This is a genomic window from Vibrio sp. 1288 (assembly GCF_033344475.1).
The window spans coordinates 17,177-29,075 of record NZ_JAWPOX010000050.1; the positions used below are offsets into that span (position 1 = coordinate 17,177).

The following is an 11,899-nucleotide window of genomic DNA, read 5'->3' on the forward strand; positions in this document are numbered from 1 at the left end:
TATTCCACTACCATTTTTTGATAAGCTCATATACATCTAATGAACGAATACTTTTCGTTCATAATCTCTTACGTGGATTTCCACAACTGGCCATATCGTGACGACATCGTCCGATACCTCAAAAACTTTGGCATGATTATGAGGCGCAATTGTTTTCATCTGGTTGAAGTTAGATTGAAAACTTTGAATATCTCTGAGTTGATTACTAATCATAGAAGTGGTTATGCGAGTATAGCCTTTTCGTTCTAATGTTAGGTAAGCATTCAGAATACGACTGTTAATCTGATTCTGCCTCTTAGCCCATAATTCCAGCCTATTTCTAACCTTGTTTTTTTCTGCTAAAAGCTCTGGAGAAAGTGTTACTCTTTCTCTTTCTATCCTGTTTGTAGTTTCTGACTCTTGCTCAGGCTCTCTTTGCGTCTCTAATTGATATGAAGTATTGGAATGTGAATTGATATTCTCTTTCTTGTATAAACTTTTACACCATGAAATGAGTTGTTTGAACACTGCCTACTCCCTCCCTATATCTCTGAGAAAAAACATCAGCAACGAACCCATTTGATTTTACTTTCAGCATCTAAGAATATCATTTTCATATAGGTGTTCGACTAGTATTCCTGACGTTTAAATTAACGTTATGTATAAAATCAGAAATAATCAACAAATCAATATCGTAAGCATAACCAATAGAATTTATTTGGTCATACCGGCCTTACAATTCCCAAATGTTCAGCCTGAACATTGACAAATCTCAGTCCGTTTAAATCAACCAGAACCGGTTTGTCTTCCATTCGAGAGCATCAATTAATCCGCGCTCATACATACCGGCCCAGTCATTCGCATAGGCTCGGCCAGCAACCAATCCCCCAAGCAACATCAGAGAGGATTTAATCTGCACGGGTAGACCTCCGTCCATTGCCTAACATCTTTAGCCCCCGATCCCCCCCCCCCCCCCCAGTATCCTAGGCTCCGGCAACAACACACAAGCAAACCATGAACCAGATCAGCGCTTTCGGTGTATCGTAACTCACGTCACTTTCCAGATTGATACGTTGAGGCTCACGCCTTTCAACAATGGGGCGAATCGAGGGAGGCAAGCGTCCTTCTTCACCGCAGGCCATCAACCAAGTTTTGGCTGATAGTAAACATTTACGTGCTATCTGTGCTTTACATCTTGTTAGCGTCATCGATAAGCAATAGTGATTGAGTCTCTACCAGACAATCAGCCAGTAAGTCAGCTTGGGGTTGCAGGTTGAGCTTAGTCACATGGTTCGCCACTCCATCGCAGGTCGAGGCGTTACTCTCTTCCATTTCCTTTACTGGTTTGTGTTAAAAATTAATCAACCTAACAGCAAGGCAGGGTCATCATCACCCGTAGAACCTGTTTATCCTGAGTAATTCAACACCAAAACTCAGGCGTCCCCGTCAAGACGACATCACGTTGTCACTTACATTTTCTTTTATTGTACAAGCACAATGGCCGCCCATTTATTTACTGTCGCTGGCGTCTTTTCCCGTAACGACCGGTATGTAAGAACCGGACATAATTTAGGGGGAAAAACTTTGATTTATGCATCTCTGTTAAATTGATGCTGAGATCGAAGATCAGATCTTTAAATGGCGAAGATCAAAGCGATTACAGGACGGTTTTGAGCGCGCCTCAAAAGAGAAATATATCTATCCACATTTATGTGACACAATCTAGGTATTGATTTGGCCAGTTAACCTATATTGTGTCATAATTAGCCTAAATTATGTCTTAGATGAAAAACCATGAACGAAGAACAATACTACTATCCTGTCGTCAGTGACCACCTGCCAAAGCACATCAAGAAAGGTCATCAGCTGGTATTCAGCCGTCAGGATCTGTCAGCCAGAGAAGCTGATATGTTTGCGCTGATGGTGGCTCATATGAAAGCGGCAGACTGGGATACCAGGACACCACATTATGAATTCACTTCACACCAGTTATCAGAATGGTTAGGCGTTGAATCTAAACACATTGGCAGTAACTTAAGCCCGATCGCTAACCGTCTGGCCAGCCGTAAAATCGGTATCAAAATCGAATCTAAAAAAGGGGATGCAGAGTTTGATTATCGCCCTCTGTTTAAGCATATCGCCTATAAAGATGGTGTTTTAACCATGGTCCCTAACGACATGCTTAAATCCGAATACATCGAATACAATCAGGGTTTTGCGCTGATCAACACCCGAAATTTCTTCGATGTAAAAAAAGAGTACTCCAAACGTCTGTACGAGCTGCTGAGCCGCTTTAAAGACAAAGGCTTTGAGATACACGAACAAAAGCTCGACGAACTGAAAGGCGTCTTTGGCCTCCTCGATGAAGCCGGAAAACTGAAAAAGGATAAGACTTCTTTTAAGAACAACAGTGTGTTTATGAAGCGCTGCATTCGTGAAAGCATTAAGGAGCTGTCTGAGCACCCGCAAATCCGCAAAGAACTGCTGTTTATCCAAAGCGATAGCGGAGAAAAAGGATTTGAAGTGATCAAGAAAGGCCGAACCATTACAGGGATTAAGTTCCTGTTCCGGTGGATAAAGCTCGGCACGGTAGACGAACTCAATCAGCATGACGCACTGAAAACAATTCGGGAACTTGAGCTAAAAAGGCTACAAAACAACATTCGCCTTTCTGAAGCAGAACTCGAGTCTCTGGCGATTGCTTATCGTTACATAGGGAAAGAAGAACACGCAATCAAAGTGGAAGAGAGCTTATCGAAACGCCACCTTAATCAGCAAACAGAACAAGAAGAAAACACTCAGGATGAAGTAAATTCGCTGCTGGATAAGATAGAGACCCTATCAGAGATCAGTAACAACCCTGAGTATTAACAGACATAATTTAGGTGCTTAGATCGCATATCGGACATAAATAAGGTCTCATCAAGTGATATGTGACACATTTTAGGTGTAAAAGGACAATTTCAGCCTAAAAGGTGATACTCAAGCGGCATCAAAGACAAAAATTAGGTGCTGCAATCGAAATAATACATCAGCCACACTCAGTAAGTGCCTGCTTTGGCTATGGACACCTAAAAACTGTCATCTAAACACCTGACATACGATCATCAACACCTAAAATATGTCATCTATTTACCTGATAAGTGATCAACAACACCTGAAATAAGATCATCAAAACCTAAATAGTGTTACCTAAAGACCTAAAATAGGATCATAAACATCATTTTTATCATTTATTATCAGTAACTTACAATACCTATAGATCTTATAGGTATTATAGTTTTTATAGATTTAATAGTTATCTATAGATCTTTATAGCTGATGTGGATAACTGGAAAATCAAAGATTTACACAGTTAACCACAACAATAACAGTTACATTTCTTTCTTGTTTTTATTTTTTAAAGGTCACAATCCAGGTAATGGTACACCTTTTTTATGTCAGGGATTGTTATAACACTCCTATTTGAACTACCACACCCCTAAAGGAGTGTGGATTCCTGTCGTCTGCGACATTTGCGCTCCATTACTAAAATCGAGTCGGCTTACATTGTCTCTTACAGGCGTTTAACGTGTTGGTAGTCCCTACCACCACAAATACTTAAGCTGCTAACCGTAACCCCTCTATGTGGATATTGTTAGCGGCATTCAAATCCCTGTCGTTTACAGAACCGCAGTCACATCGCCATTCACGAATAGCAAGTGACCATTTGCCCTGATATACAGCCCCACAACAAGCACACAATTTAGAGCTTGGGAACCACTGGTCAATCTTAGACACTATTCGACCATACCAAGCAGCTTTGTACTCTAGCTGCCTGACGATTTCGCCAAAGTTTGCGTCACTAATTGCTTTTGCTAGCTTTTTGTTTTTCACCATGTTTTTAACTCGCAATGACTCGGTACAGATCACTTGGTTTTCGTTTATCAGTTTCGTCGTCATTTTATGCGTGAAATCAACACGACAATTTGCAATCTTCTCATGGATCTTTGCCACGATGATGCGTTGCTTATTGAAATTGTTAGAACCTTTCGTCTTCTTGGAAAGTTTACGTTGCGCTTTATCCAGCTTCTTCTCGTACTTCGTGGTGTATTTGGGATTGTTGAATACAACGCCATCAGAACAAACCGCAAGTGATTTGATACCAACGTCTACACCAACAGTTTTGCTTGCAATAGGTAACGGTTGAATTTCGGTTTCAACAAGCATAGAAATGAAGTATTTGCCTGTTTTAGTTTTGGATACATAGACGGAAGACGGGCTACCATTGAATAGTCTTGATAGTTTGACTTTCAGTGGATTTTTCATCTTGGCTAAGGTGATTTGCTTTGTATCAGCGTTGAATTTAAAAGCGTTAGCCATGTAGCAAGCAGATTGCTTACCACGTTTGTTTTTGAACTTAGGATAGCCAAATCCAGATTTGAAAAATGCTTTAAACGCTTTATCAAGATGACGGAGCGATTGCTGTAACGGCACACTTGATACGTTCTTCAACCAAGAAAACCCAGCATCTTTTTTAAGTGTAGTTAAATTTCTATTCCAATCGTTGAAGTTGGTTTTATTACCTTGTTCATACTGCTCTTTCGAGAAAGCCAAAGCATTATTGTAAACAAATCGCACGCAGCCAAAGGTATGCTCAAGCATTTCTGCTTGCTCTTTACTTGGCTTAAACCGATATTTGTAAGCTACTAATGTCATTTGGTCTTTCCTGATAAGATGCCTTATTATGAATAGACTAAAACAACAAATCAATAGTTGGTCTAATGACACATAGCCAAGAATATCCGATCCGTCGAGGTCGCCATTGCGTCAGCGCATTACACGCACATTTGGTTTTTGTTACCAAGTATCGGTGGAAGGTGTTCAATGACGAAATACTGATCCGTTTGGAACAAATATTAAGAGAGGTATGTAACGATTTTGAAGTTGAGCTAAAGGAGTTCAACGGTGAGAAAGATCACGTTCATCTACTGCTTGAGTACCCTCCAAAAGTGCAGTTATCGAAGCTGATCAATTCATTGAAAGGGGTTAGTTCTAGGCTTCTACGGCAAGAGTTCCCTGTCATTCATCGTTACTTGTGGAAAGGGGCGCTTTGGAGTCCTAGTTACTTTGCTGGATCTTGCGGAGGAGCAAGTCTTGAAGTTTTAACTAGGTACATTGAGAGTCAGAATCGTCCTGACTAATTTTTGCTACTTCGTAGCAATGGCTTACATCCTCCCTATAAATGGGGAGGTTTTACGCCAAAATGATAAAAGGAGAATGCCATGACTCACTATGCCTACCTCAGAGTATCTTCCGACAGCCAGGATGTTGCTAACCAAAAACACGGTATCTATGAATACGCTAACAAAGTTAGTTTATCCGGTCTTTGCTTTGTTGAGGACATCGTGACAGGCAAGAAAAAATGGCACGAACGTAAACTCGGATCTCTGATTGAAGGCATGACATCCGGAGACAAACTCATTTTTGCCGAAGTGAGCCGTATCGCCCGTTCAACTTTACAGGTACTCGAAGTATTGGAAGTATGTATGGAGAAAAAAATCGATGTGTACATTGCTAAGCAGAACATGCAACTGGATGGTTCTATGCAAGCCAGGATTACCACAACAGTGCTTGGGCTCGCCGCTGAAATCGAACGTGAGTTTATATCTATGCGCACCAAAGAGGCGTTGGCTGCACGTAAAAAGGATGGGGTAGTTCTTGGCAGACCTAAAGGCCCTGCAACTAAATTAAAGCTGGACGCCAAACGTGATCAGATAGAGAAGTATCTCAAGATGGGGCTCGGCATTCGGCCTACTGCAAAGTTGATAGATGAAGCACCGAGTACGTTGAGAGATTATATCCGGAGGCGAAATATCAAGGTTGTCTGTAAACACGCATGAACCAATATTTTGTGCAAAACAATGTATTTAATTAAAAATGTATTGACAAAGTTCGTGGAGTGAACCATATTTTCATGAAAGGGAAAACAATTCTTTATAAAAGCCATGTTTAGCACAGGGTGTGGCTATTGCCGTAATTAATGGTAGTGAAGAACAATAGAGCAGAACTATGAATACATTTGAATCAGACTGGGAACAGTTAAGTGACAAGTTAAAGAAGGCTGCTGAAGCTACTTATAGAGGGCTAAGTGTAAATCTTAGTGTGCTTGAAACATATGGCAGAGAAGGAAAATTGGGAGATGGATTAAGTAAAGATCTTCTTGATTCCTTAATCGATGCTGTATGTGCGGCAGAAGCTATCACAGATACAGAGAGTAAAAAAAGTGAATCGATAAGCAGGCTAAAAAATGCACTGATTCTCTTTTTTGCTCGCCTCAAGCTGGATATTGAGAGTGGAAGAGAGCTTGCTCCACTACTAGAGGATGCCCGAAGTTTGGTTCAGAAAATAAATGGAATAGATGAGAACTACCTGACAGTACATGAGTTAGGCCTACTCTGGGATATGAGTTCGAAAACTGTAAGAGGGGAAGTACTGAGTACAGTAGATGTCAATCAGTTAGAAAAAAGAAACAAGCTGGTTTTAGTTCCTGTAAGTCTGGCTCTGTCTTTATCTCAGAAACGCCGAGGTTTTACTGCCGCGGAAGAAGAAGAGACTGAGGGGATGATATTGGTTCCGGTTACCATTAATGGTGAATTCTTTAACCATACATGCCGAAACAAAAAGGGGTTTCGGATCGGGCCTAAGGGTGGTGAGTACTTGATTGAAGATATCGATTTTGCCCTCGCTGAGCTCAGGGCAATGCGACCTAAAGCTTATTGGCGCAGGCAAAATGTAAATGGTAACTGGGGAATAGTGGCAGCGATACGATGGGAGTTAAGGTCGGTTGTTAATGTAAAGGGCAGTCTTTGAATGAAAGGTATTTTTGTGTGTTTTTAATCGTGTATATGTAGAGGCTGAGTGGGAGGGAGTCGTGCCTGTTGATCACAATATGCCATTTCAGAACTGCATGTTCTGAATGGGGGTATTCTGTTGATACTCCCTTTTTATTTTTACCTGTTTAAGATGGAGAGTTTTATGAGTGACAAGTTGTTTTCAGATCTGTTTTATCTTCTACACAAGGATGGAGAGCATTTGTATCCCTGTAAAATGAGAAATAAGGAAACCGGTAAATTAGCATTTAGGGTATCTCTTGGTGGTACAGGTGGTAATACTAAAGAAAAAGGAGAAGAATTGGACTGCGAACTGAAAGTTAAAGATCTAGTTCTTAATCACGGTTATGCCGTAAGGGTCAAGACTAAAGATAAGAAAAAACAAGGGTTGTATAAAGTAGGACAGAGATCGATTGTTCGCGCAGTCATGAAATAAAACCATTCACCTCATAGTGTTCATAAAGGTGTACCTTTTTGGACACTTACTACATCCTAGGTAAAAACTGTATAAAAAGTCTTAATTATTATTAATGAACATGTACACTTAACAAAAGTATCTTAAAGTACATATTTGACTGAGATTTTACCATGCACATCGGATATGCCCGTGTCAGTACCACCGATCAGACACTGAACGTTCAGGTTGAACAGCTGGAAAAGTACGGCTGTGAGAAAATTTTCATGGAACAGGCCAGCGGAAAAAGCTCTGACCGAGAGGAGCTGAGCAGGCTGATCGACTATGCCCGTGAGGGCGACACCATCCACGTCACCAAAGTGGACCGGCTGGCTCGTAATACCATTGATGCCCTACAGATCGCCGACCGTCTGGCTGGAAAAGGTGCAGGCTTGGTTTTTCATGATTTGGCTGAACTCGATATCAATAGTGATATGGGGAGAGTGATCTACACCACGATTTCCGCTTTTGCAGAGATGGAGCGTAAGCGCATACTGCAACGCTGTAATGAAGGTCGGGATAAGGCTAGGGCAGAAGGGCGCCATCTAGGTCGGTTTGCTGATACAGAATTGCGTAAGCGAATTCATGCCTTGGCTGAGCAGGGAATGAATAAACACCGGATCAGTAAGGAGTTGGGGTGTAGCCGAACTACAGTGTACCGGGCTCTGGAACCCTAAATATCTAGAGTAAGCTAGATGTAACGTAGAAACATTCCTTTCTATGGGTGACAGCAGATGATGTGTCCTGCTCAACGCTGTGCTTCAACTTTTCTATACCTGGTTAACTGAAGGTGGAAAAGCGTTGCTGTTAAACGCTTTCTAGTCTCCGGAAAAAGTGTTGCTGTTTAATTCACTAGAATTTCGTGCGTACGAAAATATGGAGGAGGTTAAGGCTAAGGCAGGATTCGCAAATTGCTGGCAAATGGTACCAAATTTACTAAAGTATCTTTCCCCTCCCACTTTTTAAGGTCGCCTTATGAGTAAACAAGAAGTTGTCAAAACTCGACTATCGGAAATCGAGAAAAAAGCCTGGCAGAATTTCTGCAAAGCAAATAATTTAAGTGAATCGGACATGTTGAGAATGATGATTCAGCGTGTTTCTAATATAGATGTTCCCATCAACTTCCATGGTTTAAATGATGATAAGAAGGCTAGGAAAGTTACTATTCGGTTGGCAGAATACGAAAATAAAAAAATGATAGAGCGAGCACAAAAAGAAGGGTATACAACCAGAACTAAATGGACGACTGCTGTTGTTCAAGCTGCCCTTCATAAAGAGCCAGTTCTTACTAATAATGAGATAAACGTACTACGTGAATCAAACCGTGAGCTAGCATCCATTGGCCGAAATCTTAATCAGGTCGTTAAAGCGTTAAACATTGAGTTCCGCGAGAGCGATAGACTAAAACAAAATGCTATTGAAAATCTGATTGAACGAATCGAACAACACAAAGACCAGGTAACTGCTCTACTTTCCCGTAACATGAACCGTTGGGGGAAAGAGTAAATATTTAGCGTAATCTAAAAGATGGATCGGGGTTAGTATAGTTTTACTATGTATCGTCATATCCTTTGCCTGATCAGCACAGGTCTGGACTAAAACTCCAGTATGAGTCTCATTTTACATTTAACACCTCAATATTTGCTGTACACACCAAAAATCAATGGATAAACTGTTTGGTATTCCTTGATGGAGGTCGAAATGGATACCGAACAGACTACTCATATTTTTCAGGCGCTTAAAAGCAGCGCCGATCGCTATGTCGCGCGCCGCAATCAGCGTCTGCTGGATAACCACCGTAAAGAACTGCGCAACTTTACCCGGGCTGAAGCATCGACCTACCTGGATGTGGACGCTAAAACCTTGGATCGCTATGTGGAAATGGCTGGTATCGATCCGCGTCGGCATAAAGATTCTCAGTGGTCGATTGATATTGAGGAAATGTATAACGTTCGAGACCTACTGCCTTCCAACCTCCGTAAGGAACCTAAATTTGAACGTGGCGCTCATCAGAAAACTCAGGTGATTGTGATTCAGAACCAGAAAGGTGGTGTGGGGAAAACTGTGTCCGCGGCAACACTGGCCTCTGGTATCGCGACGGAGTTCCATCAGGAATATCGTGTTGGTCTGATTGATATGGATGGCCAGGCCACACTGTCAATGTACTATGCGACGGAATCGGATCTGGAAGGCAATCTGTCGGTCGGTGACCTGATGATGAAAAATTTCGACCTGGATGAGGGAGAAACGTTTGATCAGGCGGTCTCTGGTGCATTCCTGCCGACCACTATTCCGAATTTGCGTATCCTTCCGGCGTCACAGACCGACCGTGCTATTGAAGGCTGGTTTCATGAGCAGGTGTTCAGCCATGGGATTGCATACCCTTATTCGTTGCTAAGCGACATCATTGATGCAGTCAAAGATGAGTTTGACATCATCCTTATTGATACGCCGCCGTCTCTGGGATATGCCACTTATAACGCTTACTTTGCGGCTACCAGTGTGGTATTTCCACTGTCGATTACGGAAAATGATATCGATGCGACCTGTTCGTATTTCAGCTATATCCCGCAGGTCTGGGCGCTGCTGGCCAACGCGGACCATGAAGGCTATGACTTCATGAAAATCCTGATGACCAATCATCGTGATAGCTCCACCACGACGGAGCTGATGAATAAACTGGATGAGTATTTCGGCCCGTACCTGTACTCAAGAGAATTTAAACACAGTGAAGCGGTGCGTCAGTGCTCTTCTCTGCTTTCAACGGTGTTTGATATGTCGAAAAGTGAATACCCGAAAAGCAAAGGCACCTTCCAGAGTGCCCAGCAGAACGCGTATGAGGTGACCAGTCAGCTGATGCGTGATGTGTTAAGTGTATGGCGTAATGAGGGGCAGGAGTAATGGCGAAAAAACGCGGGGTAAGAAGTCCTCTGGGCAATACGGCTGGCGCACAGGAAGCGGAAGCGAACGCAGCCAAAGCGGGCCTTGAAACACTTTCTCATCAGCTGAGTACGGAACTGGAAAAGTCCGGTGAGGATCCGGCGGAGTTTCTTAAATCACATTTCGGTATTGAAGCCGTTAACCGTTCGGTAGAGTGGAAGCTGGCCTCAGGCAGTACTGCTACTTTTAACGAAGTGGCTCTGTCTTATGAACAGGTCCGTGAGGATACTACGGTCACGTTTGATGTGAATGGGCGCGATCAGTCGCAATTGAACGAAGCGTCATTGTCTGATCTGGATTCGCTGGCGTTTCAGCAGTTTTATCCGGCGGTAGGGCGTGAAACCAAAGGAAAAATCGATGTTCTGGATGGCTCACGTCGTCGTGCCTGGTTCCTGCTGCAGCAGGGGAAAGTCTCTGCTTTCCGCATTCTGGTGACTCGTGATGATATATCTGTTTCCGATGCCAAAGCGCTGGCGAAGCAGCTTCAGACGGCGCGAGAACACAATCAGCGTGAAATTGGTCTGCAGTGCCGAACGATTATGCAGAGTGGCAATTACACTCAGCAGCAGGTAGCAGAAATAGTCGGTATCAGCCGTCCGGCAGTGAGCAAAGCGCTGAAAGCCGCCAGTATTGATGAACGTCTTATTGCACTGTTTCCGGTGGTGAATGAACTGTCTCATACCGATTACACTGCACTGGATGCCGTGATGAAGCAGCTGGCCGGTGATGAGAAAACGCTGAGCCATTTCATCAGTCAGATTGAGCAGCAGAAAGAGGCGTTGCCACTGGATGAACTGGCTTCCGATGAAATCCGCGATGCGCTCATCGCCGCGGTGAAAAAACAGCTGAAAATCGAAACAGCCAAACAGAAAGATCCGGCAGAAGTGACTCCGCTGGCCGAGTTTAAAAGTAAAGGTGTGTTTGCCCGTAAACGTGTGAAGGGGCGTAACTTTTCATATGAGTTTGGCCGTCTTCCTGCGTCTGTTCAGCAAGAACTGGATGAGGCAGTGCTGACCATTCTTAGTGAGTATCAGGGCGACTCGTAAATCGGGCAAAAAAAAGCCCCCAACGAGTTGGGGCCTGATGATTGATGTAACGTTGGTTATACTGTCACAAAGTCACCCTGATAAGGGGTAGTGATACCAGTACCCAAGTCATAAACCACTTCACCACGTAGCAGTGTTTTCGCAATTTGAGCACCGATGCTAAGGACAGATAGCTAATTTAAACGTACTCAACAGCTTTTTTATCGTTGTATACGTCTCTGTCAAACTCTCCAATTTTGTCAGCTACTAACATCACGTCAACCACATTTTTTAGTAGAGTTCTGAACATTCCTGAAAACCAGTCAATACCAATTAGGATTGCCACACTTTCAAGTGGTAAGCCCATTGATGAGGCAAGGAAGGTATAAACAATGACCATACCTCCTGGAACAACAATAGTACCCATACACATCAATACTGATAGAAATATTGCCATCCCCATTTGGAAGGGAGCTAATTCAATACCTGTCGCCTGGCTCATAAACAATATAGCGAGTACGTAGCACATAACGGCACCGTTCGCATTCATTGGGCTTTGTTGCGTAAATCGAATGAACTAAATCAGAATATTACGATCAGATCAGGGACATTCATTCACTGACTTTGAT

General features: G+C 42.8%; 13 protein-coding genes and 1 pseudogene. 9 read left to right on the top strand and 5 right to left on the bottom strand.

Going from position 1 to position 11,899, the window contains the following annotated elements; genetic code table 11:
* Positions 1–36: 36 nt before the first annotated feature.
* From R8O11_RS22990 to R8O11_RS23000, 3 genes and pseudogenes are all read right to left on the bottom strand, one after another.
* A complete protein-coding gene (locus R8O11_RS22990; RefSeq protein WP_318194480.1) occupies positions 37–507 on the bottom strand; it encodes a hypothetical protein in 471 nt (156 codons plus the stop codon).
* A 253-nt stretch (positions 508–760) separates the two neighbouring features.
* Positions 761–898, bottom strand: coding sequence for a hypothetical protein (locus tag R8O11_RS22995; protein WP_318194481.1), 138 nt, complete (start codon positions 896–898; stop codon positions 761–763).
* Positions 888–1,260 (bottom strand): annotated as a pseudogene (locus R8O11_RS23000) (hypothetical protein); the annotation flags it as partial. The pseudogene R8O11_RS23000 and the gene R8O11_RS22995, both read right to left, overlap by 11 nt.
* A gap of 513 nt (positions 1,261–1,773) precedes the next feature.
* Here R8O11_RS23000 and R8O11_RS23005 point away from each other — a divergent pair.
* On the top strand, positions 1,774–2,850 hold the full coding sequence (locus R8O11_RS23005) for a replication initiation protein (protein WP_318194482.1): 1,077 nt from the start codon (positions 1,774–1,776) through the stop codon (positions 2,848–2,850).
* Positions 2,851–3,579: 729 nt separating this feature from the next.
* Here R8O11_RS23005 and R8O11_RS23010 read toward each other — a convergent pair.
* Complete coding sequence (locus R8O11_RS23010; RefSeq protein WP_318194483.1) at positions 3,580–4,677, bottom strand: RNA-guided endonuclease TnpB family protein; 1,098 nt, start codon at positions 4,675–4,677, stop codon at positions 3,580–3,582.
* Positions 4,678–4,742: 65 nt separating this feature from the next.
* Between R8O11_RS23010 and tnpA the strand changes: the two genes are divergently transcribed.
* From tnpA to R8O11_RS23050, 8 genes are all read left to right on the top strand, one after another.
* Entirely contained in the window at positions 4,743–5,162 is a 420-nt protein-coding gene (gene tnpA, locus R8O11_RS23015; protein ID WP_318194484.1) for an IS200/IS605 family transposase, read from the top strand.
* An 81-nt stretch (positions 5,163–5,243) separates the two neighbouring features.
* Positions 5,244–5,861: a recombinase family protein gene (locus R8O11_RS23020; RefSeq protein ID WP_318194485.1), complete on the top strand. Its 618-nt coding sequence runs from the start codon at positions 5,244–5,246 to the stop codon at positions 5,859–5,861.
* Between the two features lie 169 nt (positions 5,862–6,030).
* A complete protein-coding gene (locus R8O11_RS23025) occupies positions 6,031–6,831 on the top strand; it encodes a hypothetical protein (RefSeq protein WP_318194486.1) in 801 nt (266 codons plus the stop codon).
* 165 nt (positions 6,832–6,996) lie between these two features.
* Positions 6,997–7,287, top strand: coding sequence for a hypothetical protein (locus R8O11_RS23030; RefSeq protein ID WP_318194487.1), 291 nt, complete (start codon positions 6,997–6,999; stop codon positions 7,285–7,287).
* A 152-nt stretch (positions 7,288–7,439) separates the two neighbouring features.
* Positions 7,440–7,982 (top strand): recombinase family protein, encoded by a 543-nt coding sequence (locus R8O11_RS23035; protein ID WP_318194488.1) that lies wholly within the window; start codon positions 7,440–7,442, stop codon positions 7,980–7,982.
* 298 nt (positions 7,983–8,280) lie between these two features.
* Positions 8,281–8,811, top strand: coding sequence for a plasmid mobilization relaxosome protein MobC (locus R8O11_RS23040; RefSeq protein ID WP_318194489.1), 531 nt, complete (start codon positions 8,281–8,283; stop codon positions 8,809–8,811).
* Positions 8,812–9,006: 195 nt separating this feature from the next.
* Positions 9,007–10,206 (top strand): ParA family protein, encoded by a 1,200-nt coding sequence (locus tag R8O11_RS23045; protein ID WP_318194490.1) that lies wholly within the window; start codon positions 9,007–9,009, stop codon positions 10,204–10,206.
* A complete protein-coding gene (locus tag R8O11_RS23050; protein WP_318194491.1) occupies positions 10,206–11,291 on the top strand; it encodes a ParB family protein in 1,086 nt (361 codons plus the stop codon). The genes R8O11_RS23045 and R8O11_RS23050 overlap by 1 nt, the downstream gene beginning before the upstream one ends.
* A gap of 178 nt (positions 11,292–11,469) precedes the next feature.
* On the opposite strand, the gene R8O11_RS23055 is transcribed toward R8O11_RS23050, so the two are convergent.
* Entirely contained in the window at positions 11,470–11,820 is a 351-nt protein-coding gene (locus R8O11_RS23055) for a cation:dicarboxylate symporter family transporter (protein WP_318194492.1), read from the bottom strand.
* Positions 11,821–11,899: the final 79 nt, after the last annotated feature.

Bases quoted from the DNA above. Each gene is read 5' to 3' on its own strand.
- R8O11_RS23005 (WP_318194482.1), top strand. From the start codon at position 1,774: ATGAACGAAGAACAATACTACTATCCTGTCGTCAGTGACCACCTGCCA.
- R8O11_RS23010 (WP_318194483.1), bottom strand. From the start codon at position 4,677: ATGACATTAGTAGCTTACAAATATCGGTTTAAGCCAAGTAAAGAGCAA.
- tnpA (WP_318194484.1), top strand. From the start codon at position 4,743: ATGACACATAGCCAAGAATATCCGATCCGTCGAGGTCGCCATTGCGTC.
- R8O11_RS23020 (WP_318194485.1), top strand. From the start codon at position 5,244: ATGACTCACTATGCCTACCTCAGAGTATCTTCCGACAGCCAGGATGTT.
- R8O11_RS23025 (WP_318194486.1), top strand. From the start codon at position 6,031: ATGAATACATTTGAATCAGACTGGGAACAGTTAAGTGACAAGTTAAAG.
- R8O11_RS23030 (WP_318194487.1), top strand. From the start codon at position 6,997: ATGAGTGACAAGTTGTTTTCAGATCTGTTTTATCTTCTACACAAGGAT.
- R8O11_RS23035 (WP_318194488.1), top strand. From the start codon at position 7,440: ATGCACATCGGATATGCCCGTGTCAGTACCACCGATCAGACACTGAAC.
- R8O11_RS23040 (WP_318194489.1), top strand. From the start codon at position 8,281: ATGAGTAAACAAGAAGTTGTCAAAACTCGACTATCGGAAATCGAGAAA.
- R8O11_RS23045 (WP_318194490.1), top strand. From the start codon at position 9,007: ATGGATACCGAACAGACTACTCATATTTTTCAGGCGCTTAAAAGCAGC.
- R8O11_RS23050 (WP_318194491.1), top strand. From the start codon at position 10,206: ATGGCGAAAAAACGCGGGGTAAGAAGTCCTCTGGGCAATACGGCTGGC.
- R8O11_RS23055 (WP_318194492.1), bottom strand. From the start codon at position 11,820: ATGAATGCGAACGGTGCCGTTATGTGCTACGTACTCGCTATATTGTTT.